Source organism: Shewanella sp. SM29 (assembly GCF_025654245.1).
Lineage (GTDB): Bacteria > Pseudomonadota > Gammaproteobacteria > Enterobacterales > Shewanellaceae > Shewanella > Shewanella oncorhynchi.
In genome coordinates, this window is sequence record NZ_JAKKRN010000017.1 from 73,205 (window position 1) to 95,842 (window position 22,638).

21 protein-coding genes are annotated in these 22,638 nt (G+C 46.7%); 15 read left to right on the plus strand and 6 right to left on the minus strand.

Annotated elements, in window-relative coordinates; all coding sequences use genetic code 11:
- Nucleotides 1–26: 26 nt before the first annotated feature.
- Nucleotides 27–485: a dUTP diphosphatase gene (dut, locus tag L5L77_RS13305; RefSeq protein ID WP_105251173.1), complete on the minus strand. Its 459-nt coding sequence runs from the start codon at nucleotides 483–485 to the stop codon at nucleotides 27–29.
- Nucleotides 482–1,705 carry a bifunctional phosphopantothenoylcysteine decarboxylase/phosphopantothenate--cysteine ligase CoaBC gene (gene coaBC, locus L5L77_RS13310; protein ID WP_263222910.1) on the minus strand — a complete coding sequence of 408 codons (1,224 nt, stop codon included), beginning with the start codon at nucleotides 1,703–1,705 and terminating at the stop codon, nucleotides 482–484. The genes dut and coaBC overlap by 4 nt, the downstream gene beginning before the upstream one ends.
- Before the next feature lie 122 nt (nucleotides 1,706–1,827).
- Between coaBC and radC the strand changes: the two genes are divergently transcribed.
- The 5 genes from radC to L5L77_RS13335 all read left to right on the plus strand — a co-directional run bounded on the left by radC (nucleotide 1,828) and on the right by L5L77_RS13335 (nucleotide 5,323).
- Nucleotides 1,828–2,505 carry a RadC family protein gene (radC, locus tag L5L77_RS13315; protein ID WP_105251175.1) on the plus strand — a complete coding sequence of 226 codons (678 nt, stop codon included), beginning with the start codon at nucleotides 1,828–1,830 and terminating at the stop codon, nucleotides 2,503–2,505.
- A gap of 121 nt (nucleotides 2,506–2,626) precedes the next feature.
- Nucleotides 2,627–2,863: a 50S ribosomal protein L28 gene (gene rpmB / locus L5L77_RS13320; protein ID WP_006079870.1), complete on the plus strand. Its 237-nt coding sequence runs from the start codon at nucleotides 2,627–2,629 to the stop codon at nucleotides 2,861–2,863.
- 6 nt (nucleotides 2,864–2,869) lie between these two features.
- Nucleotides 2,870–3,043: a 50S ribosomal protein L33 gene (gene rpmG / locus L5L77_RS13325; protein WP_006079871.1), complete on the plus strand. Its 174-nt coding sequence runs from the start codon at nucleotides 2,870–2,872 to the stop codon at nucleotides 3,041–3,043.
- 322 nt (nucleotides 3,044–3,365) lie between these two features.
- On the plus strand, nucleotides 3,366–4,685 hold the full coding sequence (argA, locus tag L5L77_RS13330) for an amino-acid N-acetyltransferase (protein ID WP_263182029.1): 1,320 nt from the start codon (nucleotides 3,366–3,368) through the stop codon (nucleotides 4,683–4,685).
- 119 nt (nucleotides 4,686–4,804) lie between these two features.
- Entirely contained in the window at nucleotides 4,805–5,323 is a 519-nt protein-coding gene (locus L5L77_RS13335) for a PH domain-containing protein (protein ID WP_263222905.1), read from the plus strand.
- 49 nt (nucleotides 5,324–5,372) lie between these two features.
- On the opposite strand, the gene rarD is transcribed toward L5L77_RS13335, so the two are convergent.
- Nucleotides 5,373–6,257 (minus strand): EamA family transporter RarD, encoded by an 885-nt coding sequence (gene rarD, locus L5L77_RS13340; RefSeq protein ID WP_198572571.1) that lies wholly within the window; start codon nucleotides 6,255–6,257, stop codon nucleotides 5,373–5,375.
- Between the two features lie 205 nt (nucleotides 6,258–6,462).
- A complete protein-coding gene (locus tag L5L77_RS13345) occupies nucleotides 6,463–6,927 on the minus strand; it encodes a thioesterase family protein (protein ID WP_006079875.1) in 465 nt (154 codons plus the stop codon).
- 327 nt (nucleotides 6,928–7,254) lie between these two features.
- Between L5L77_RS13345 and recQ the strand changes: the two genes are divergently transcribed.
- Nucleotides 7,255–9,078, plus strand: a complete 1,824-nt coding sequence (recQ, locus tag L5L77_RS13350; protein WP_263222906.1) for a DNA helicase RecQ — start codon at nucleotides 7,255–7,257, stop codon at nucleotides 9,076–9,078.
- Here the strand turns inward: recQ and L5L77_RS13355 are convergent.
- Nucleotides 9,060–10,841, minus strand: coding sequence for a diguanylate cyclase domain-containing protein (locus L5L77_RS13355; protein ID WP_263222907.1), 1,782 nt, complete (start codon nucleotides 10,839–10,841; stop codon nucleotides 9,060–9,062). The two genes, recQ and L5L77_RS13355, sit on opposite strands and share 19 nt — an antisense overlap.
- A 515-nt stretch (nucleotides 10,842–11,356) precedes the next feature.
- Here L5L77_RS13355 and leuA point away from each other — a divergent pair.
- The 6 genes from leuA to glpK all read left to right on the plus strand — a co-directional run bounded on the left by leuA (nucleotide 11,357) and on the right by glpK (nucleotide 19,700).
- Entirely contained in the window at nucleotides 11,357–12,925 is a 1,569-nt protein-coding gene (gene leuA / locus L5L77_RS13360; RefSeq protein WP_263192588.1) for a 2-isopropylmalate synthase, read from the plus strand.
- Nucleotides 12,926–12,995: 70 nt separating this feature from the next.
- Entirely contained in the window at nucleotides 12,996–14,090 is a 1,095-nt protein-coding gene (leuB, locus tag L5L77_RS13365) for a 3-isopropylmalate dehydrogenase (RefSeq protein WP_263192589.1), read from the plus strand.
- Nucleotides 14,091–14,113: 23 nt separating this feature from the next.
- Complete coding sequence (leuC, locus tag L5L77_RS13370; RefSeq protein WP_263185243.1) at nucleotides 14,114–15,514, plus strand: 3-isopropylmalate dehydratase large subunit; 1,401 nt, start codon at nucleotides 14,114–14,116, stop codon at nucleotides 15,512–15,514.
- Nucleotides 15,515–15,541: 27 nt separating this feature from the next.
- Nucleotides 15,542–16,147 carry a 3-isopropylmalate dehydratase small subunit gene (gene leuD, locus L5L77_RS13375; protein WP_263185184.1) on the plus strand — a complete coding sequence of 202 codons (606 nt, stop codon included), beginning with the start codon at nucleotides 15,542–15,544 and terminating at the stop codon, nucleotides 16,145–16,147.
- A 525-nt stretch (nucleotides 16,148–16,672) separates the two neighbouring features.
- Nucleotides 16,673–18,022, plus strand: a complete 1,350-nt coding sequence (locus L5L77_RS13380; RefSeq protein WP_263185183.1) for an outer membrane protein transport protein — start codon at nucleotides 16,673–16,675, stop codon at nucleotides 18,020–18,022.
- Between the two features lie 193 nt (nucleotides 18,023–18,215).
- Nucleotides 18,216–19,700: a glycerol kinase GlpK gene (gene glpK / locus L5L77_RS13385; protein WP_173247352.1), complete on the plus strand. Its 1,485-nt coding sequence runs from the start codon at nucleotides 18,216–18,218 to the stop codon at nucleotides 19,698–19,700.
- A gap of 170 nt (nucleotides 19,701–19,870) precedes the next feature.
- Here the strand turns inward: glpK and L5L77_RS13390 are convergent, their stop codons facing one another.
- Entirely contained in the window at nucleotides 19,871–20,206 is a 336-nt protein-coding gene (locus L5L77_RS13390; protein WP_168826581.1) for a hypothetical protein, read from the minus strand.
- A gap of 663 nt (nucleotides 20,207–20,869) precedes the next feature.
- Between L5L77_RS13390 and mraZ the strand changes: the two genes are divergently transcribed.
- The 3 genes from mraZ to ftsL are packed head-to-tail and all read left to right on the plus strand — an operon-like array spanning nucleotide 20,870 to nucleotide 22,626.
- Nucleotides 20,870–21,328 carry a division/cell wall cluster transcriptional repressor MraZ gene (gene mraZ / locus L5L77_RS13395; protein WP_105251188.1) on the plus strand — a complete coding sequence of 153 codons (459 nt, stop codon included), beginning with the start codon at nucleotides 20,870–20,872 and terminating at the stop codon, nucleotides 21,326–21,328.
- 31 nt (nucleotides 21,329–21,359) lie between these two features.
- Nucleotides 21,360–22,301, plus strand: a complete 942-nt coding sequence (gene rsmH / locus L5L77_RS13400) for a 16S rRNA (cytosine(1402)-N(4))-methyltransferase RsmH (protein WP_131525721.1) — start codon at nucleotides 21,360–21,362, stop codon at nucleotides 22,299–22,301.
- Nucleotides 22,302–22,311: 10 nt separating this feature from the next.
- A complete protein-coding gene (ftsL, locus tag L5L77_RS13405; protein ID WP_105251190.1) occupies nucleotides 22,312–22,626 on the plus strand; it encodes a cell division protein FtsL in 315 nt (104 codons plus the stop codon).
- Nucleotides 22,627–22,638 lie beyond the last annotated feature (12 nt).

The window sequence follows — 22,638 nt, forward strand, 5'->3', positions numbered from 1 at the left end:
CCTTGGCTCAATAACGACTTAGGGGATTATTTAGTGCCTGAATGGCCAAATCCGCCTTCACCACGGTCTGAGCTGTCGAACTCATCAACGAGTTTGAATTGTGCTTGTACCACAGGAACAAACACCAGTTGCGCGAGACGATCGCCCATTTCTAAGGTGAATGGACTGTCACCACGATTCCAACAAGATACCATTAAGGGGCCTTGGTAATCTGAATCTATGAGTCCGACTAGATTCCCCAGTACGATACCGTGTTTATGGCCCAGACCTGAGCGCGGTAAAATCACCGCTGCAAGTCCTGGGTCGGCCACATGAATGGCAATCCCTGTTGGAATAAGCACAGTTTCACCCGGTGCTATGGTCAAAGCCGTGTCTATCATGGCGCGAAGATCCATGCCTGCACTGCCTGCGGTGGCGTAAGCGGGCAAGGGAAATTCTGAGCCGATACGGGAGTCGAGAATTTTTAATTCAATCGGTGTTTTCATGTATTTGTTTTTTCTTTCACTATCAACGAAAGTAATTGCCGTGCCAACGTGAGTTTGTCAGTAGCAGGCAAATCTTGACTGCCGTGCGGCCAGAAAACACGCAGGGCATTAGCATCGGCATTAAAGCCTAGGCCAGCAATGGAAACGTCGTTTGCGGCGATCATGTTCAAGTTTTTACGTTTGAGCTTATCGCGCGCATAGGCTTCTACATCATGGGTTTCGGCGGCAAATCCCACCACAAAAGGACGGTTAGGTAAGCTCGCAACCGTGGCTAAGATATCAGGATTCCTCACCAGCGCAAGTTGCATTTCTTCGGTCGATTTTTTGATCTTACAGGTAGCAATATCACTAATGCGGTAGTCTGCAACGGCGGCGCAGCCAATAAAAATATCTTTTTTATCAACGTTATCCATAACAGCATCGAGCATATTTTGCGCCGATTCAACATCAATCCGTGTCACGCCTTCTGGGGTGCTGAGATTTACTGGGCCTGAGACTAAGGTGACTGCTGCACCCATATCTGCCGCGGCTTTGGCCAGTGCAAAGCCCATTTTTCCAGAACTGTGATTTGAAATGTATCTGACGGGATCAATTGCTTCACGGGTTGGTCCGGCGGTGATCAGCACCGACTGTCCTGCGAGTGGCTTAAATTCAACGGCGTCAGGCGTGGCAAAAAATTGTGTAGCCAGTTCCGCTATGTCTAATGGCTCTAACATACGACCAGGACCCACTTCACCACAGGCCTGACTGCCACTGGCGGGTCCCCAAAGTGTAAAACCACGTGATGCTAGGCTAGTTAAATTCGCCTGCGTAGCCAGATTGCGGTACATCTGCTGATTCATTGCTGGACACAGGGCAATTGGCGCCTCAGTGGCAAGACACGTGGTGGTGATTAGCTCATCGGCCATGCCTGCATTAATCCGCGCCAATAGGTTTGCGGTTGCAGGGGCGATGATGACGAGATCTGCCCAACGAGCAAGTTCTATATGACCCATGGCTGCTTCTGCTGCGGGGTCGAGCAAGCTAGATGCCACTGGATGTCCAGACAACGCTTGCAGCGTCAGAGGCGTGATAAATTCCATCGCACTTTGGCTCATCACCACGCGCACATCAAAACCACGCTCTTTCAAGCGACGTACTAAATCAGCACTTTTATAGGCCGCAATACCGCCGCCAATGCCCAGCAGGACGTTTTTATTTGTCAGACTCACAGACATCATCCGAGATAGAAATAATGCCGGCAACAATATCACAAAGCGGTGAATTTTAGTGACTATCCCAGTTCAAAAAATCTCGTCCATACTCAGTAAAGTGAAAATATGTGAGATGACAGGGAGGTCACATGGGGATTAAAGATTGGCCTGAGGGCGAAGGTCCCAGAGATAAACTGTTACAAAAAGGAGCTGCACATCTCTCGGATGCTGAATTACTAGCAGTATTGCTGCGTAACGGTTTAGCCGGATTAAACGCTGTTGACCTTGCTAGGTCGCTTATTAGCGAGTTTGGCGGCCTCAGAAATCTGCTCTGTGCCCCAAGAAATCAGGTGTGTCGACTTCCGGGCGTAGGACCTGTAAAATACGCCCAGCTTCAAGCTGCGGCCGAATTAGCGCGGCGTGTAGCGCAGGAAAATCTGCAAAGAGGTCAGGTTTTGACAAATCCCGATTTAACTCGGGACTATTTAATGCGACAATTGGCCGATCGCTCCTATGAAGTGTTCGCAGTTTTACTGCTGGATAGCCAGCATAGAGTGATTCAATTTGTCGAATTATTCCGCGGCACAATAGACTCAGCCTCAGTGTATCCACGTGAAGTGGTGAGCTTAGTGCTGGAGAAAAAGGCCGCAGCAGTTATAGTTTGTCATAATCATCCGTCTGGTATTGCCGAGCCCAGTCAGGCTGACCGACGAATAACTGAGCGATTAAAAAATGCGTTAGCAACCATAGACGTATCCTTGTTGGACCATATGGTTGTAGGTGATCGAGAGATAGTTTCTTTTGCAGAACGAGGCTGGATTAATTAATCTAACACTTGATCTTCACTCTGTGATCGTGTATAAAATGCGCCCTCTTTGTGCCTCGGGCGACGGCCATACGAGGCACATTAATGCTCGAGCGTTAAAATTGTTTTTGGAGAAGATTGACATGTCAAGAGTATGCCAAGTTACTGGCAAGAAGCCGATGGTTGGTAACAACCGTTCGCATGCAAAAAACGCGACCCGTCGTCGTTTTTTACCTAACCTACAAAACCACCGTTTTTGGTTAGAAGAAGAAAAGCGTTTCGTACAGTTACGTGTATCTACTAAAGGTATCCGTCTGATCGACAAAAAAGGTATCGAAGTTGTTGTTGCTGAACTTCGTGCCCGTGGCGAGAAGGTATAATAGATCATGGCTAAAGCTAAAGGTAATCGTGAGAAGATCAAATTAGTTTCTACAGCTAAGACTGGTCACTTCTACACAACTGAAAAAAACAAGCGTAACATGCCTGAAAAAATGGAAATCAAAAAATTTGATCCAGTTATTCGTCAGCACGTTATCTACAAAGAAGCAAAAATCAAGTAATCCTTGGTTAGTGTTTCGAGAAAAGCCCCTTATTTAAGGGGCTTTTTTTTGCATTTTTTTAGTGGCTAGTCATCAAGTTGAGATAATTGCCTCGCAAACTTAAGCCGCTGAATCATCCCCTGTGAAGTTAAAAAAGTGTGAACACTTACTGAAAATATAAAATAGTGCGGTTCTAAGCACTTTAAATCATAAAATCTGCACTTTAGTGAGAATAAATTCTTTATATGTGAATTAAAATGCAATACCATACGCGAAAGTTAGCGATTCATTCCTGGTGTGTCATCGTGACGCTGCCAGCTCAAAAATGAGGTGTAAATAACGCGTGCGTACCACTGAACTGGTTGATGGATTTCGTCATTCTGCCCCCTATGTTAATGCTCACAGAGGTAAAACTTTTGTGGTCATGCTTGGCGGTGAAGCTTTGGCTCAAAATCAATTCCGCGCCATCTTAAATGATGTCGCCCTGCTGCACAGTTTAGGGATCAAAGTGGTGTTGGTATATGGCGCTAGGCCGCAGATTGATGCTGCATTAGCCGTCAACGGTATTGAACCTGCCTACCACGAAGGTGTGCGTATCACGGATGAAGACTCGCTCAAAGTGATCAAGCAAGTTGCGGGTGCACTGCAATTTGATATCACAGCGCGTTTATCCATGAGCTTAAGCAATACGCCGATGCAAGGCGCGCAAATTAACTTAGTGAGCGGCAACTTTGTGATTGCTCAACCGTTAGGCGTGGATAACGGCATCGATTTTTGTTTGAGTGGCAAGGTGCGTCGTATCGATGTGCAAGGCTTAAAACGTCAGTTAGATAATCACTGCATAGTGTTGATGGGGCCGATTGCGGCTTCTGTGACCGGTGAAAGCTTTAATTTAACCGCCGAGGAAATCGCGACCCAAGTGGCGATCAAGCTCAAAGCCGACAAGATGATCGGTTTTAGCTCACAGAACGGTATTCTCGATCGCAATGGCGACGTGATTGCCGAATTGATGCCAAACGATGCGCAAAACATCATGAGCAAGCTGGCCGAGCAAGGTTCTGCCTGCGTAGGCACTATGGCTTTTTTGAAAGCCAGTATCGATGCTTGCCGTAATGGCGTGCCGCGTTGTCACTTAGTCAGCTACCTCGAAGATGGCGCTTTGCTGCAGGAACTGTTTTCTCGCGAAGGGATAGGCACGCAAATCGTGACTGAGAGTGCCGAGCGTTTACGCTGTGCGTCAATCGCCGATATTGGCGGTGTGTTGAACCTTATCCGTCCATTGGAGGAACAAGGCATTCTGGTGCGTCGTAGTCGTGAGCAGCTTGAGATTGAAATCGAACAGTTCATGTTGATTGAACGTGATGGTTTAGTGATTGGTTGCGCTGCGCTCTATCCTTTTGAAGAGGACAATGCGGGTGAGTTTGCTTGTTTAGTGGTGCATCCCGATTATCGCGATGCCGACAGAGGGAGCTTACTGCTGAAGAACATTATCAATCAGGCTAGAAACCGTGGTTATTCACGCTTGTTTGCATTGACAACTCGGAGCATTCACTGGTTCTTAGAGCATGGTTTTGTGATTGAAGATGTTGAAGCACTGCCGCAGAAGAAAAAGCAGTTGTATAACTATCAACGCCGCTCAAAAATTCTCGCGCTCGATCTTTAAGCCGTTCTAAATCAATCCAATCAATGCCAGCCTAGTACTCATATTAGCGCTGGCATTTTTATTGACATAATATGTCTTTATTGGCAGATTAAGACTTCACTGCACGGGAGATACTGCCAATGAGTCCTCAATTTTTTGAACTCGCCCCTTTAACCCAAACCTCTATCTTCAGTTTTATCGTCTTATTGCTCGGTTTAGCGGGTATCTTGCTGATGTTATGGCTAAAAAATATGCCTAAGATAGCGAAGTCGGCGAGTTTAGGTATATTGCTGGTGGTGATGGGCGGATTTTCTTGGGTCTTCTATCAATCGAATAGCGCCGAATTAGTGTTAACCGATACAGAGCTCACAGTGGATGTTCCCTTCTATAAAGTGCAGTTATCCCGCGCGGATTTATTGCCCGCCGAGGCACGTATAGTCGATTTGCAACAAGAGGCAGATTTAACGCCGAGATTTAAAACGAATGGTATAGGCATGCCAGGATTTCAATTGGGTTGGTTTAATCTACAAGGGAAAGGCAGGGCATTTTTGGCGATAACAGATAAATCGCAGTTAGTGTTAGTGCCAACGACTAAAGGCTACAGTTTATTACTGACAGTACCGCAAGGGAGTGAGTTTTTAGCACAGTTACAGAAGTAATCATCATATGTCATCATTTCTGCCACTGTGTTTATCGGCGTGATAATGCTCACGCCGTTTTGCGTTTATAGGCCATATCTAAGGTAAAGACGAGCAGCGCGCTCCAGATAAATCCGAAGGTCACGCCTTTTTCGGCATCGAAGGGCTCATTGAATAGACTCACCGCGAGGATAAACATAATACTCGGGCCAATATATTGGAAAAAGCCGAGCATAGACAATGGAATACGTACCGCTGCCCCTGCAAAACACAGCAAAGGAATGGTAGTCACTATCCCCGCCGCCATTAACATCAGATTCAATTGCCAATCGTTAGTCAGCATGCTCGCCGTGGCAGTGTCTAAGGTTGCGACGAGATAAATCAGCGCTACCGGTAATAACACTGCGGTTTCGACCAATAATCCGGCCTTAGCATCCACATTGACCTTTTTTCGCAGCAGTGCATAGAAACCAAAGGTGCCCGCGAGTGCCAGTGAGACGATGGGAATCGAGCCAAAAGAGATTAACTGGATCAATACGCCAGCGCTGGCGAGTGAAACCGCAAACCATTGCAGTTTACGCAACCTTTCGCCTAGAAATAACATACCGAGTAAGACGTTGAGTAAAGGATTGATGAAGTAACCTAGGCTGGCATCGAGCATGTGATCGTTATTTACCGCCCAGATAAATAGTAGCCAGTTTCCCGCGATCAATATGGAAGTAATGGTGAGAACCATCAACTGTTTAGGCTGTTTAAACAGTAAGCGTAAGCGAGAAAAACCGCCGATAAACTGCATAATGATCAGCATAAACACGAATGACCAAATCACTCGATGGAGCAAAATTTCGGTGGCGGAAACATGGTTGAGTAATTTGAAATATAAAGGCGCAAAACCCCACATACAGTAAGCACTGACGGCAAGTAGGATCCCTTTGCGGTATTCAAGATTTGGCATGAGACATCTTCGAAGAACAACAAGGTGGCGATTGTAGGTGTGTCTGACCGCTGACTCAAGGGTATCGCCGTGTTCTTTTCGTTACAGAATATCTCCGCAATAGATTGAATGGGCGATTAAAGTGAGTAAACATCCTGTTGATCAAGACGTTTACCTTAGTCAATTTTGAGCCCTAAGGCAGTAATACACATCTAAATTTAACCGCCTAACCCACCATATAAGTCCCTGTTCCAAAAGCGATATGGGTGCCTTGCTCATTATGTAGTTCCATGCGGCATACTGAAACTCGATTACCCGCACGAATGACGCTGCCCGTGCCCGTAAAGGTGAGGCCGCGTCCCGGCCGCAGATAATCGACGCGCATATCAATTGTCCCTAGGGTTTGCAGGCGTTGCTGCAGCTCTTCGACCGTCCAATCATCACGACTGGCGACCAGTCCTGCAAAGGCCGTGAGTCCGCCAACCACATCGAGTACCGTTGCTGTCACACCGCCGTGGAGGATTTGCTGGTGGATATTGCCAATCAGCTCAGGCTTCATGTTGATCACGACTTCGACGCCATCAATGTCATAACGCTTGATATCGAGTCCGAGTAGATTATGGAAAGGGACATGTTGATCAAATACTGCTGCGACTCTTCTCAAAGCTTCGGCTTGGATTGGGCTGGTCATTTTGGGGTCCTTGTCACTGAGTGACGGTATTAGGCGTAATTGGATTTGTTATCAACACTGAGATAAACAAAGTGCGGCTTAGAGCAATTAATCTACAGTGAAGCTTACGGCTAATGCAACTCCGTCGCTAAAATGACGACACAGTTTCGGCAGTTTTTAAAGTATTTTACCCCGCGTTCGTTATTTTTGGCTTAGCCCACTAGGGTTAAAATAGCTGCAATCGTGGTGAATTGCCTCGTCTAAAACGCTTTAAATTACCGTTGAATCCTGCATTTTGAACTAGTTTGGGTATAGAATAGGCCCCCTCACTTTTGACATAGAAGATCCATGGAAAAGCTCGTACTCGACACGCATGATGATCCGCTCTCGCAACGCCTCGCACAGGTGTTTGGTTACCGTGACTTTAGGGACGGTCAGCGGGAGGTGATAGAACGTGTCTGTGGCGGGCAAGATTGCTTAGTGATCATGCCAACGGGCGGCGGTAAGAGTCTTTGCTATCAACTCCCCGCGTTGCTGATGAATGGCATCACTATTGTCGTATCTCCATTGATTTCTTTGATGAAAGATCAAGTCGATAGCTTGTTGCAAACCGGTGTTGCAGCGGCTTATCTCAATTCTTCATTGCCGCGAGAGCAGAGCGCCGAAGTATTAAGGCAGCTGCGCCACGGTGAGTTAAAACTACTTTATGTGTCACCTGAGCGCTTATTAACCGCTGATTTTATTGAGTGTATGCAGTCGTTGCAGTTGGCGATGTTTGCCATCGATGAGGCGCACTGTATCAGTCAGTGGGGCCATGATTTTCGCCCTGAATATGCGGCGCTTGGCCAGCTAAAACAACTCTTCCCCTATGTGCCCATGATGGCGCTGACGGCAACGGCGGATCAGGCGACTCGGCAGAGTATTTGCGAGCGACTTGGGATTGACCCGTTCCGTTTACTTTCGAGTTTCGATCGGCCCAATATTCGCTACACAGTGGCGGAAAAGCTCAATGCTGCGAATCAGTTACGGCATTTTTTAACCCAGCAAAATGGCACTAACGGGATTATTTACTGTAGCAGTCGCCGCCGTGTCGACGAGGTTGCCGATCGTTTATGTCTGCAAGGTTTTAATGCTAAGGCCTATCATGCGGGAATGACGCAGGAAGATCGTGGTGCCGTGCAGGACAGTTTCCTTAAGGATCAAATCGATATTGTTGTCGCCACTGTGGCTTTCGGTATGGGGATCAATAAATCGAATGTGCGCTTTGTGGTGCATTACGATATCCCTAAAAGTATCGAAGCCTATTATCAGGAAACGGGCCGAGCAGGACGTGATGGGCTCGATGCAGAAGCTTTTATGTTGTTCGATCCCGCCGATATTGGTCGGGTGCGACATTTGATTGAACAGTCCGAGCCAGGGCCGCAGCAACAGGTCGAATTCCACAAACTTAATACTATGGCCGCCTTTGCCGAGGCGCAGACCTGTCGCCGCCAAGTGTTGCTGCATTACTTCGATGAGAGTGCATTAGAGCCCTGTGGTAACTGCGACATTTGCCTCGACCCGCCTAAGCGTTATAACGGCACCGAAGATGCGCAGAAGGTGTTGTCATGTATTTTCCGTTTAGGCCAGCGTTTTGGTATCAATCATTTAATTGAAGTGTTGCGCGGTTCGAAAGGCGCACCGATAGTCGATCGAGGGCATGACAAACTCACGACTTGGGGGATTGGTAAAGACAAGAGCCATGAGTATTGGCTGAGTGTGATCCGTCAATTGATCCACTTGGGACTGGCGAGTCAAGATGTGACTCGTGGCTCCTCTATTACCTTAAACCCATCGGCACGGCCTGTGCTCAAAGGGGAAGTGGCGCTAATGCTTGCTGAACCGCGTATTCAGTTAACAACCACAAAACGTAAGGCGAGTCAGTCTAAAGCACCGTTGAATTATGACCGTAAGTTGTTCGCACGGTTGAAGTTATTGCGTAGAACCATTGCCGAGCAGCAGGATGTGCCGCCGTATTTAGTCTTTAACGACGCTACCCTCGCAGAAATGGCAGCCATGATGCCAACGAGCGCGGGGGAAATGCTCGCAGTCAACGGAGTGGGCGAGCGTAAACTGAGCCGTTTCGGTGACGCTTTTCTCGATGAAATCGCGGCTTATTTAGCGGGAGAATAATAGTTTGGATTATTCTCATTGACTTTAACCTTGCCCAATTGATTGATACTGGCTCGCTTAATTAAAGACTCTAAGGTATCAAACTGTTGCATCGCCGCTATACCAATATTGACCTTACTTGAACCCTGCCAAGGCTGAATGCAAGCAACTAACTGACTAACGACTCTTTTAGCACCAGTTGCCGAGGTATGCGGCAGGATAATGACAATTTCATCCATAGAATATCGGATTAACTTATCTTGCTCCCGTAGTCTGTGTTGTAGCTCATCCTGTAAGAGAGGTAGGTCAACTTGACGGATCTGACTCGCATTAAACAATAATAAAGACAGTGGGTAATTACCTTGTTTGGCACTGTTTAATGCTGATGTGACTTGTTGGAGCAGCGTTTCCGCAGGTTCATTACCTTCAAGATGTGGGGCACGATTATTCTGTTTATCAATCAAATACCAAATAGCTCCGCCCAATAATGCCATCGCGATTAAGAACAGTGTGCTATAGGCCCAATCGACATTTAGCTCTTGTAAGATTGAATCTTTTTCTGGTGCAGTGCTATTTGGCTCCTGCTGCAGATCTTGTTGATTTAGACGGGCCTTAAACTGCAATATCCGAGCATTATTCATCGCTTGATTGGTGAGCTCGGCCGCTCGATAACGTTTGAGCAAGCAAGAATAGGCTTGTTTAAAATCCCCTTTTTCTAAGTAGTGATCGCTCATGATCCCGTAAAACCCTTTAAGATCTGAGTATTGTTTTAGGTTTTCAGCTTGCTCAATAGCGTGATTCATGAGGATTAAAGCGGCATCTTCTTGATGCTGAGCAAAACGAATTTGGGCGAGTAGGCGAGTTGAACGCATTGTCGCTAATTGTTGATTTTGTTTTTTAAACGTATTAATCGCGATAGAAAGATATTCTTCGGCATTATCGATGCGGCCTTTATCGAGCGCGATTGAGGCCAAAATGGCATAACTGTAGGCGAGTTCAAGTGGCGAACCGAGCTCAGGTAAAAGCGCTTTAGCTTGTTGTTCGAGTTTATCACTGTAATCAAACTCTTGATTATCAAGCGCTATCCGAGCTGCATTGCGTAAAATAAAGTGTAAAACTTTCCCTTTTGCATCGGCACTTTGTATACCTAAGTTGGTGTAATACATGGCTTGGGGGAAATCATGGGTGGCATAAAGTAAATTTCCCATCGCGGCATACACATAGGCCTGTGGTGGCCAAATCCAATTTTGGGTTTGAGCATGAATATCCGGATAAATATCAATCGCGAGGCGTAAATCTTCGATAGCAGAGGAGAAGTTATCAGTGTCAGTATCGAGTTGGCCACGTAAGCGTAAAGCATCGACTAAGGCTTGTGGTTGCTGGTAACGTCGCGCTAGGTTAATGGCTGAATCAAGCAAAGGTAGGGCATTTTGAACATTGTTATAGCTAAGGTTGGCGTCGGCTTGGCAGATCAAAAAGTAAGGTCGTACTTGATCTAGCTTAAGTTGTTTAGCGCTTGCTTCGCCTAATTGAGCGACGTTGATAGCGGCTTCATTTTCCCCTATTTGTAGTAGGTTTTGGCATTTCAACACACTTAATCTGAGTCGATTGATATCTGAGCTTACACTGGTCGCAAATTGTTTTTCTAACGCTGTTATTTGAGTGAGTGCTTTACTGGGATATTGGTAGACGAGTTCAGTGAGTTCATCTAATTGGTCTATAGCACTGGCCCCAAAGGGAAACAGCCATAACAACAGGCTCAGTACCAAGACGCGAAAATCCATTTTGTGCTCCATATAAAATGCGTAAGTTCTAATATCCCTAATCACTAAGGCGGGATTATAACTTTTCTTAATCGTTTTTTGCATAAAAAACTATTTTTTTCTAAGGGGAATAAGTTAACACATCCCAGTGATTTCTGAATCCAAACAGCTGGTTAATTCTGTGGTATCGATCACTAATTTGGGGATGAAACTCACCGTTATTAGCCTTAAGACAGGTTGAATGAGTGGAACATGAAAAAATTAGGGTTGACACTATCGGCTAGGCAAGTTAAATATTAACCGTCCTCAATAATTCAAACAGAATAAATATACAGATTAAATGAATATTATTAGCCGCAAACTCGACCTCCTCCTCCTCCTTCTCTCTCTCGCGGTTTATACGCGGAGGTCTTAGTGTTGCACGCTCGATAAAGAGGCAAAGCATTCACAAACCCCGCACCGATGTTGCGGGGTTTTTTGTATCTGAATACGGCAAAAATTAACTAACGAACGGTGACGTTCCATGGAGAAGCGAGATGTCTAACAGAGTCATAATATTTGATACTACCTTGCGTGATGGTGAGCAGGCGTTAGCCGCAAGTTTGTCGGTCAAAGAAAAACTACAGATCGCTATGGCGCTGGAACGTCTGGGTGTGGATGTGATGGAAGTGGGTTTTCCGGTTTCTTCGCCCGGTGATTTTGAGTCAGTGCAGACCATAGCGCGTACCATCAAAAATAGCCGCGTTTGTGCCTTATCCCGCGCATTGGAAAAGGACATAGATGCTGCGGCGCAGGCCTTGTCTGTTGCAGATCAATTCCGTATCCATACCTTTATCTCGACCTCGACGATTCACGTTGAGAGCAAGTTGAAGCGTTCTTTCGATCAAGTGTTAGAGATGGCCGTAGGCGCGGTGAAGTATGCCCGCCGTTTTACCGACGATGTGGAATTTTCCTGTGAGGATGCGGGGCGTACGCCCATCGATAATCTATGTCGTATGGTAGAAGCCGCTATTCGTGCGGGCGCGCGCACCATTAATATTCCCGATACGGTCGGTTACACAGTGCCCAGCGAGTTTGGCAATATCATTCAAACTTTGTTTAATCGGGTACCGAATATCGACCAAGCGGTGATCTCAGTGCATTGCCACGATGACTTAGGTTTGTCTGTGGCTAACTCGATAACTGCAGTGCAACACGGTGCGCGTCAAATTGAATGTACGATCAATGGCATAGGTGAGCGTGCGGGTAACTGTTCACTGGAAGAGATCGCGATGATTTTAGCGACGCGTAAGGGGATGTTGGGATTAGAAACGGGCATTAATGCCAAAGAAATTCACCGTACTTCTAATTTAGTCAGCCAGTTATGCAATATGCCAGTGCAGGGAAACAAGGCGATTGTCGGTGCCAATGCCTTTACCCATTCGTCGGGCATTCATCAGGATGGCATGTTAAAAGCACAAAATACCTATGAAATCATGACGCCAGAAAGCATAGGTTTGAATCGTAACAACTTGAATATGACCTCGCGCTCGGGTCGCCATGTGATCAAGCATCGCATGGAAGAAATGGGCTATAGCGAGCACGATTACAATATGGATACTCTGTACGAAGAGTTTCTAAAATTGGCAGATAAAAAAGGCCAAGTATTTGATTATGATTTAGAAGCCTTAGCCTTTATGGAAGCGCAGGCCGAAGAAGACAATCACTATCAATTGCAGCAATTAGTGGTGCAGTCTGACTCAACTGAAGGCGTAGCTACGGCGACTGTGCGTATCGAAGTGGGCGGCGAAATTAAAACCGAAGCCGCAACGGGTAATGGTCCTGTCGATGCTGCCTATAACGCGATTGCCCGCGCAACCGATCGCCGAATCGATATCATCAGCTATAAGTTAGGTGCTAAGGGCGTAGGTCAAAATGCCTTAGGCCAAGTCGACATTACCGCGGTTTACCACGAGCAGAACTTTCACGGCGTAGGTTTAGCGACCGATGTGGTTGAAGCCTCGGCACGCGCTTTAGTGCATGTGATGAACTTAACGTGCCGCGCAGACAAGGTCGCCGATTACAAACAAAGCATGCAAAAAAACCGAGAGCTAGGCGGCGTCTAGTCGCTAAAAGCATCCAAAGAATAGCAAGGTCGAGCATAAAGCATTTACATTTAAAGGAGTTGGCTGGCGTATGAGTTATCAAATAGCAGTATTAGCAGGGGATGGGATCGGCCCAGAAGTGATGGCAGAGGCGCGTAAAGTGCTGCGTGAGGTTGAAGCGCGTTTCGATTTGAATATCGAATACACTGAATTCGATGTTGGCGGTATTGCCATTGATAACCACGGTTGTCCCTTACCTGATGCCACGCTAAAGGGCTGTGAAGCGGCTGATGCGATCCTGTTTGGTTCGGTAGGTGGCCCTAAGTGGGAAAAGTTACCACCAAATGAGCAACCTGAGCGCGGCGCGCTATTGCCACTGCGTGGTCACTTCGAACTGTTTTGTAATCTGCGCCCAGCAAAATTGCATTATGGCTTAGAACATATGTCACCGCTGCGTAGCGATATTTCCGCCCGTGGCTTTGATGTTTTATGTGTGCGTGAGTTAACCGGCGGCATTTATTTTGGTAAGCCAAAGGGCCGTCAAGGCGAAGGCGAGAATGAAGAAGCCTTCGATACCATGCGTTATAGCCGCCGCGAAATTAGCCGTATCGCCCGCATCGCCTTTGAAGCCGCCCGTGGTCGCCGTAAAAAAGTAACCTCAGTGGATAAAGCCAACGTACTGGCTTGTTCAGTGTTGTGGCGCCAAGTGGTTGAAGAAGTAGCGGTTGATTTCCCCGATGTTGAGCTGGAACACATCTATATCGATAATGCGACCATGCAGTTGCTACGTCGTCCCGATGAGTTCGATGTGATGCTATGTTCTAACCTGTTCGGCGACATTTTATCCGACGAAATCGCCATGTTAACGGGCTCTATGGGCTTGTTGTCATCGGCGAGCATGAACAGCACTGGCTTTGGTTTATTCGAACCAGCGGGTGGCAGTGCGCCGGATATCGCGGGCAAAGGCATTGCAAACCCTATCGCCCAAATTCTGTCGGCGGCATTAATGCTGCGCCACAGCTTAAAGCAAGAAGAAGCCGCCTGTGCGATTGAGCGTGCCGTCAGCAAAGCATTAAATTCTGGCTACTTAACCGGTGAGCTATTGAGCAGCGACAAGCGTAGCCAAGCTAAATCAACCGCCGAGATGGGTGACTTTATCGCCAATGCTATAAAGGAAGGTGTGTAATGACGACTGTGCCAAAAAACGCGGTGGCAAAAACGCTGTATCAAAAAGTATGGGATGCCCACGTTGTAGCGACTCCAGAAGGTGAAGCGCCGATCATTTATGTCGACAGACATTTAGTCCATGAAGTGACTTCTCCGCAAGCATTCAGTGGCTTAAAAGTGGCGGGCCGCAAACTGCGTGCACCGGAAAAAACCTTTGCCACTATGGATCACAACACTTCGACCCGTAGCGCCAGCTTAGATGCTTTAAGCCCTATGGCACGCACTCAGGTGGAAACCCTAGCGCAAAACTGTAAAGACTTTGGTGTACGTTTATACGACATTCATCATCCTAATCAAGGAATTGTGCATGTGATGGGCCCTGAGTTGGGTATTACCTTACCCGGCACTGTGATTGTCTGTGGTGATTCCCATACCGCGACCCATGGCGCCTTTGGCGCGCTGGCGTTTGGCATTGGCACATCTGAAGTTGAGCACGTTTTAGCGACGCAAACCTTGCGTCAGTTAAAAGCTAAAACCATGAAGATTGAAGTGCGTGGTCATGTCACCGATGGCGTGACCGCCAAAGATATCGTACTCGCTATTATTGGCAAAATCGGCATGGATGGTGGCACGGGTTATGTGGTGGAGTTCTGCGGTGAGGCGATTGAAGCCCTGTCGATGGAAGGCCGCATGACAGTGTGCAATATGGCGATTGAGATGGGTGCTAAGGCGGGCATGGTCGCGCCGGATCAAACCACTTTCGACTACTTAGCAGGCCGCGAGTTTGCACCCAAGGGCGAAGATTGGGCTGAGGCTGTCGCTTACTGGCAAGCCATTAAGACCGATGACGGCGCCGTGTTTGATGCTGTCGTTGAGTTAGATGCCGCCGATATCGCACCGCAATTGACTTGGGGTACTAACCCTGGCCAAGTCGTAGCGATCGATGGCAAAGTGCCTAATCCTCTTGATGAAGCCAACCCAAGTACCCGAGCTAGTATGGAAAAGGCCCTAGAATATATTGGCCTGAGTGCGGGTACGCCTATGACAGACATCAGCATCAACAAGGTATTTATCGGTTCATGTACTAACTCGCGGATTGAAGATTTACGCAGCGCCGCCGTGCATGCTAAAGGTCGTAAAGTCGCGAACGGTGTCACTGCGATTGTCGTACCTGGTTCTGGGCAAGTGAAAGCGCAAGCCGAAGCCGAAGGCTTAGATAAAATCTTTATCGAAGCGGGATTTGAGTGGCGTTTACCGGGTTGTTCCATGTGTTTGGCGATGAACGATGACAGATTAGAGGCGGGCGATCGTTGTGCTTCGACCAGTAACCGTAACTTCGAAGGTCGCCAAGGCCGTGGCAGTCGCACCCATTTAGTGAGCCCGGCGATGGCCGCCGCCGCTGCGGTGGCAGGGCATTTTGTCGATATTCGTAAACCTTACTAATTACCGTAAACCCAAGAGGAGAAGTTTATGCAACCTTTTACGACCCATACCGGGCTTGCGGTCATGATCGACAGCACCAATATCGATACGGATCAGATCATTCCGAAACAGTTTTTGTCTAAGGTGACGCGCGATGGTTTTGGCGTGCACTTATTTCATGATTGGCGTTATTTAGATGATGCGGGCGATGTGCCCAATCCTGAGTTTTCATTGAACCAGCCTCGTTATAAAGGCGCTTCAATTCTTTTGTCGCAGGAAAACTTTGGTTGTGGTTCAAGCCGCGAACATGCGCCTTGGGCGCTGGCAGACTTTGGTTTACGCGCCATTATAGCGCCCAGTTTTGCCGACATTTTTTACGGCAACTCAATCAATAACGGCCTATTGCCTGTGGCGTTAACCCACGCGCAGGTGTGTCAGTTGATGGATGAAGTGGCGGCAGAAGAAGGCGCGCAAATCACGGTTGATCTCACCAGCTGTAAAGTGATTGCACCGTCAGGTGCCGAGTTTAGTTTTACGCTGGCAGAGTCGGCAAGGCATAAGTTACTCAATGGGTTAGATGCAATTGGGCTGACCTTGTCCCATGCTGCGCAAATCCGTCAGTACGAAACTCAAATCCAAGGTTGGCGCCGCTAAACTTTCAGCGCACATTTGTACTCGTGTTGAGTATATATTTAAGCGCCTAGGTTAATACCTAGGCGTTTTTGTTTTGAATCTCAAAACTCTCTTAATTTAATTTATTGTATTTAAAAGCATAAATTTTTATTGTCGTTTTGATACTAGAAAATTTTATTCTCTGCAGTGATTTATGCTGAATTTGTCGAGTTTAAATGATTTACACGTGTTCCAAAGTTTTAATTTTTATCTTGTTGTTTAATATTGATATTTTTTGGTTTATTAATTTAAATCTCACGACTGTTGTGAATGATTTTTGAGTGCTTAAAGGTTAGTCTTTGTTTGAATGGTGATGTGCGTCACTAAATCTGTTTTAAACTTGTATTTCTTTAGAGTTTTTATCTGTTTTATCTCCTTTGGTTGCAAACATCTTCTGCATAAGTAAACTGCTGCGCATTCAATATGGAGTGTTTGCTCTATTTTGCCTGAACGCCGCAGTACTCATCTAAGTAGTACAGATAACAATAATATGATTAGAGAATAACAATGCAAAAACGTCTTCTGACTTTGGCTGTCACTGCAGCCTTGTTAAGTTCAACGACTCAACTCCATGCCGCGGGTTTTCAACTTGCGGAATACTCTGCTACAGGTTTAGGTCGCGCCTTTGCGGGTGAAGCCGCTATGGCGGATAACGCTTCGGCTCAAGGTCGAAATCCTGCAATGCTCACTTATTTAGAAGGACGTCAGTTGTCCGCGGGTGGCATTTACGTTATGCCAAACGTCGATGTGACAGGTGATGTGAGCCTTAGCTCATCGTTAATTGGTCCTAATCCTGTTGTTATGAAAGGTGGCGATGCACTAGATGTAGCTGATGACGCACTTGTGCCAAATTTTTATTATTCAAATCAGCTAAATGATCAATGGACTTGGGGCCTAGCGGTAAACTCTAATTATGGTCTAGCCACTGAATTACCCGCGACCCACGCAGCGGCTATTTTTGGTAACAAGACTTCGGTTACGACCGTTGAATTTAATCCAAACATCGCTTATCGCATCAATGATGCTGTTAGCGTAGGTGCTGGTGTACGTATCGTTTATGGTGAAGGCGAAATCGGTGCCTCATTACCAGGTTGGGTCGATGGTATCAAACCTGCTCTGCCGGCTCCTGTGCAGGCTATGTTACCTCCAGGTGGCACTGAGCTGAAAAGCATGAAGGGTGATGATGTGGGTTACGGCTGGCAGTTAGGTGCGAGTTGGCAAATTAATCCGGCTCACCGTTTGGGTTTTGCTTATCACAGCGGCGTGCAACTGGACTTGGATGGTCATGCCTCAGGTGTGTTGTACACTGGCGGCCAAGATGTGTCCATTGAAGGTTATTTACCGCTTGAATTGCCCGCTTTTGCAGAGATAGCTTCCCATCACCAATTGACCGATAACTGGGCCATGCATGCGAGTGTGAACTGGACCGATTGGAGCGTATTCGATCAACTAGTGGCTTATTTCCCTGGTGAAGTTAAACCTAAGGGCGGTTTAGAGTCTGATTTAGTTAAAGAAGAGCACTTCGAAGATAACTGGCGCTTCGCGCTAGGGACGACTTATCAAGTGAATAACGACTGGTTAGTGCGTGTCGGTGTTGCTTTAGATAAAACGGCGGCAAATGACGAGTGGCGCACAACCACAATTCCAGACTCTGACCGTCTGTGGTTCTCTGTCGGCGCAGGTTATAAGGCAACTAAGAACCTGAACGTTGATTTTGCTGTGACTTATATTAAAGCGACTGGCGATGCGCCAATCAACGAACAGCAAAACCTATTGAACCTCGCGACTGTTAACTTTAACGGTGAAGCAAGCGGTGATGTATGGCTTGCGGGTATCCAAATGAGCTACAAGATGTAAGTTCAGTATGTTAAAAAAAGCCCTGAATCTTCAGGGCTTTTTTATGGCTATAGCATGGTGGAGTGATCTTGTTTTACGGCTTGCTTGCTGGTCACGGCGGTAAATTCCGAATATATTCACTGCATAAGTCGGTGGATCATGTTAATTCTCCCTAGCATAAAAAGGCGGCGGAGAGTTCAGATAGGATAGTAGCGTGCAGAAAAAATACGTGGTGGCCTTAGATCAAGGCACAACCAGCTCAAGGGCGATAGTGTTCGATCACGACGCAAACATTGTCAGCGTGTCCCAGCGGGAATTTACCCAGTTGTACCCTAATCCGGGTTGGGTCGAGCATGATCCCATGGAGATTTGGGCAAGCCAAAGTTCAGTGTTAATTGAAGTATTGGCGCGTGCGGGTATTCACAGCGATGAAGTGGCCGCCATTGGCATTACCAATCAGCGGGAAACCACTGTTATATGGGAGAAGGCCACAGGTAAACCTATTTATAACGCGATTGTGTGGCAGTGCCGTCGCAGCGCTGAGATTTGTGAGCAACTCAAAGCTCAAGGGTTAGAAGAATATGTGCGTGAGAATACCGGTTTATTACTCGACCCTTATTTTTCAGGCACTAAGATCAAATGGATTCTAGATAATGTGCCCAATGCCCGTGAGCAAGCCGAGCGTGGTGAGTTGTTGTTCGGCACTATCGATACTTGGCTCGTGTGGAAGTTAACCGAGGGCAAGGTACATGTTACCGATCCCACCAATGCTGCCCGCACTTTGCTATTCAATATCCATAGCCTGACTTGGGATAATAAGTTACTCGAAGCCTTAGATATTCCCTTGTCTATGTTGCCTGACGTTAAACCCTCCTGCAGCGTGTATGGTACGACACGGATTGCGGGTGAAGGCAGTGAAATCCAAGTTGCAGGAATGGCGGGCGATCAACAGGCTGCGCTTTTTGGTCAGTTATGTGTCGAGCCCGGCATGGCGAAGAATACCTACGGTACTGGTTGTTTTTTGTTGATGAATACAGGGACAAAAGCGGTGCGCTCAAACCATGGCTTATTGACTACAGTTGCCGTGGGGCCTAAGGGTGAAGTGAACTATGCCCTTGAAGGTTCAGTCTTTATGGGCGGCGCGACCATTCAATGGTTGCGAGATGAACTGGGGCTTATTCGTGATGCCAGTGATACTGAATACTTTGCCTCTAAGGTCGCCGATACTAATGGCGTGTATCTGGTGCCCGCTTTTGTGGGACTCGGTGCGCCCTATTGGGATCCCAATGCCCGTGGTGCGCTATTTGGTCTGACACGCGGGGCGAATCGTAATCATATTATTCGGGCAGCGTTGGAATCTGTCGCTTACCAGAGTAAAGATTTACTCGATGCTATGACCAAAGACAGTGGCGTCAGCCTTAAGCGTTTAAAGGTGGATGGCGGCGCGGTCGCTAATGATTTTTTGATGCAATTTCAAGCCGACATTACCGATGTCGAAGTGTTAAGGCCAAGCGTTTGTGAGACAACCGCTTTAGGTGCGGCATTTTTAGCTGGGTTGGCAGTGGGCTTTTGGGAGAGTGTGATAGAGCTTGAGCACAAAGCCTGCATTGATAAGCATTTTATCCCTAATATCGATGCCCAGACTCGAGTACAGCTATACGAAGGTTGGCAGGACGCGGTGGCCAGAACTCGAACTTAAACAATACGCCTTGAGGCGGCATTGGTTTGAGATAAAACTTAATTTGAGGTATCGCATGATTCGAAATCTGGCCTGATTTCAGACATGCTCGATAGTGCTGCTAAAAGAGGCTAATAAAAAGGCGCTAATCCAATGGGATTGCGCCTTTTCCGTTTTATATCAGTACGGATTTATACTTCTACATCTATGATATGTTGGCTCGGTGGCTTCTTGATTTCTGCGGAATCATCGGTCACTTCAAGTACGACACCTTCTTTTAGTTTTAGCGTTTCGGTTTCATCCGATGCACGGCGTTTCTTATTTTTATTGTTATCTGATTCTTTGCGTCTTTCCCTGACTTTAGTATTGCGGCTTTCTAACGCTGGAGGTAACTGCGACTGCGGTGTTTCATGGCTATCGGGGGCATTTGCGCTTGCACTGCTGACTTGGTCAACAACCCGTTTAGGGTGAAACACGGCTTTTACTGGCTGTGCCAGCATGGCATAAATGCTATCCAATCCACTCATAACGCCTCCTTGTTATTACACCTCTTAATATGATATCGGCTGAAGTAGGTCAATATTTAGACTATACGCCGTTTAACTTGTTAAGGCGAATAAGGCGAGCCATTAGGTAGCTAGTGCTGGTATAAGGTGAATGTATAGGGAGAAAGTGGTTCTTTTGGTGGATTTTACGTGGGATTTTTGATCTTTCTCGCAATCGCGACATTAATATTCAGCCATTAGTAAAAAGATGAACGTCTTTATTTGGAATAAAAATTTAGATTTTTATGCTGATTTCAACTCTTTTTTGACTGTCGAATAAGGATGGACGTAAGTTTGTTTTGTTGCGTTTTTGAGTTTGACGTTATTTCTCGACCCGTAAAATCCCACAAATACAGAAATAATTCCCTATTTTTTTCATCGCAAGCACCTGAAAGCAAAAGGTTGCTGAATATATCGGCGCTATTTATTCCTGTTGTTTCCTCTGTTTAGTCAATCTCTAATGGTTTTTCTTGTCAAAAGTTTGTCGCGAGGTTAAGTGCTCAACATGCGGCTAACCCGCTTGCCGACTGGATTTATAAAAGGATCCCATCCCTTGACAATGCTTGTCGACTGTCCCTAAACTTAGCAGTTGTGGGAAATAGTGGATATTTGTGGATCAAAAATCAAAGGATAGGATGAATTAGCGTGTTTCGTGGGGCCAGTGCTATCAACTTAGATACAAAGGGACGGATCGCTATTCCAGTGCGATACCGCGAACCTTTGCAGCTTGAGCACCAAGGCCGCATCGTGATTACCGTCGATATCCAATCCGCCTGTTTACTCTTGTATCCCATTCACGAATGGGAATTGATCGAAGCTAAGTTGTTGAAGCTTTCAGATACCGATAAAACCCAGAGATCTTTAAAGCGCCTGTTACTCGGCTACGCCCACGAAGTGGAGCTCGACAGTAATGGGCGCATATTACTGCCGCCACCGTTAAGGCAATATGCCAATTTAGATAAGCGCATCATGCTGGTGGGGCAATTGAATAAATTTGAGCTGTGGGATGAGCAATCTTGGCTGCAGCAAATTGATGAATGTCAGGAAACGATTCGAAGTGAGGATCTCGTTAATAACGAGCGCCTCGCGGATTTTTCACTTTAACGAGTCGCGATAACTAAATAAGAAGAGAGTAATGAGTCAAGAATTTGCCCATTTATCCGTACTGCTAGCAGAAACGGTTGGCGGTTTAAACATCAAAGACGATGGCATCTATATCGATGGCACGTTCGGCCGCGGTGGTCATTCAAGACAAGTATTACAACAACTCGGTGAACATGGTCGATTGATCGCCATCGACCGCGATCCTCAAGCGATTGAAGCGGCCAAACAATTTAGCGATGATCCACGCTTTCAAATCGTGCATGGTGGCTTTGGCCAATTAGCCGATTATGTCGAAGAGCTTGGGCTTGTGGGCAAAATTGATGGCGTATTACTCGATTTAGGTGTGTCTTCGCCCCAGCTAGACGATGCTGAACGCGGTTTTAGTTTTTTGCGCGATGGTCCACTCGATATGCGTATGGATAACAGCCAAGGCCAAACGGCTGCGCAATGGTTGGCTCGTGCCGAAATTGAAGATATGGCTTGGGTATTTAAAACCTACGGTGAAGAGAAAAATGCTCGCCATATTGCCCGTTGTATTGCTGCCGATCGTGAGAAAACGCCGTTTTTACGTACCAAAGATTTAGCCGATTTAATTGCGCGTATCACTAAAAATAAAGAACGCAATAAGCACCCTGCGACTCGGGTTTTTCAAGCGATCCGCATTTATATCAATAGTGAATTAGATCAAATTGATCAGGCACTTGAAGGAGCAGTCAATGTGCTCGCTCCCCAAGGACGTTTGTCGGTCATCAGTTTTCATTCTTTAGAAGATCGTATCGTGAAGCGTTTTATTCGTCGTCATAGCCAAGGCGAGAGTGTACCGCACGGTTTTCCGGTGACTGAAGATCAAATTAACAAGTCGCGTAAGTTACGTGCCGTGGGCAAGGCGATTATGCCATCCGACGAAGAAATCGAACGCAATGCCAGAGCTCGCAGCTCAGTGTTACGCATTGCCGAGCGTTTAGATTACTAAGGGGCGCACTGTGAGTAAGCCCTCGATTAATCTGCCACGGATCGTTTTACATGATTTATGGCTGCACAAATGGATCTTGTTATTAGCCTTGCTTGTGCTGAGTAATGCGGTTGCCGTGGTTTATGGCAGCCATGTTAGCCGTCAACTGACAACCCAGTGGGACCAGTTACTGCAGGAGCGAGATAGATTAGATATTGAGTGGCGCAATTTATTATTAGAAGAGCAATCGCAGACTGAGCACAGTCGTATTACGCGTATTGCCTCTAAGGAACTCAACATGAGTCGTCCGTTACCCAGCGAAGAAGTTGTGGTAAAGGTGCCGTGAGTATAGGGAAGA

Bases quoted from the DNA above. Each gene is read 5' to 3' on its own strand.
- dut (WP_105251173.1), bottom strand. From the start codon at position 485: ATGAAAACACCGATTGAATTAAAAATTCTCGACTCCCGTATCGGCTCA.
- coaBC (WP_263222910.1), bottom strand. From the start codon at position 1,705: ATGATGTCTGTGAGTCTGACAAATAAAAACGTCCTGCTGGGCATTGGC.
- radC (WP_105251175.1), top strand. From the start codon at position 1,828: ATGGGGATTAAAGATTGGCCTGAGGGCGAAGGTCCCAGAGATAAACTG.
- rpmB (WP_006079870.1), top strand. From the start codon at position 2,627: ATGTCAAGAGTATGCCAAGTTACTGGCAAGAAGCCGATGGTTGGTAAC.
- rpmG (WP_006079871.1), top strand. From the start codon at position 2,870: ATGGCTAAAGCTAAAGGTAATCGTGAGAAGATCAAATTAGTTTCTACA.
- L5L77_RS13335 (WP_263222905.1), top strand. From the start codon at position 4,805: ATGAGTCCTCAATTTTTTGAACTCGCCCCTTTAACCCAAACCTCTATC.
- rarD (WP_198572571.1), bottom strand. From the start codon at position 6,257: ATGCCAAATCTTGAATACCGCAAAGGGATCCTACTTGCCGTCAGTGCT.
- L5L77_RS13345 (WP_006079875.1), bottom strand. From the start codon at position 6,927: ATGACCAGCCCAATCCAAGCCGAAGCTTTGAGAAGAGTCGCAGCAGTA.
- recQ (WP_263222906.1), top strand. From the start codon at position 7,255: ATGGAAAAGCTCGTACTCGACACGCATGATGATCCGCTCTCGCAACGC.
- L5L77_RS13355 (WP_263222907.1), bottom strand. From the start codon at position 10,841: ATGGATTTTCGCGTCTTGGTACTGAGCCTGTTGTTATGGCTGTTTCCC.
- leuA (WP_263192588.1), top strand. From the start codon at position 11,357: ATGTCTAACAGAGTCATAATATTTGATACTACCTTGCGTGATGGTGAG.
- leuB (WP_263192589.1), top strand. From the start codon at position 12,996: ATGAGTTATCAAATAGCAGTATTAGCAGGGGATGGGATCGGCCCAGAA.
- leuD (WP_263185184.1), top strand. From the start codon at position 15,542: ATGCAACCTTTTACGACCCATACCGGGCTTGCGGTCATGATCGACAGC.
- L5L77_RS13380 (WP_263185183.1), top strand. From the start codon at position 16,673: ATGCAAAAACGTCTTCTGACTTTGGCTGTCACTGCAGCCTTGTTAAGT.
- L5L77_RS13390 (WP_168826581.1), bottom strand. From the start codon at position 20,206: ATGAGTGGATTGGATAGCATTTATGCCATGCTGGCACAGCCAGTAAAA.
- rsmH (WP_131525721.1), top strand. From the start codon at position 21,360: ATGAGTCAAGAATTTGCCCATTTATCCGTACTGCTAGCAGAAACGGTT.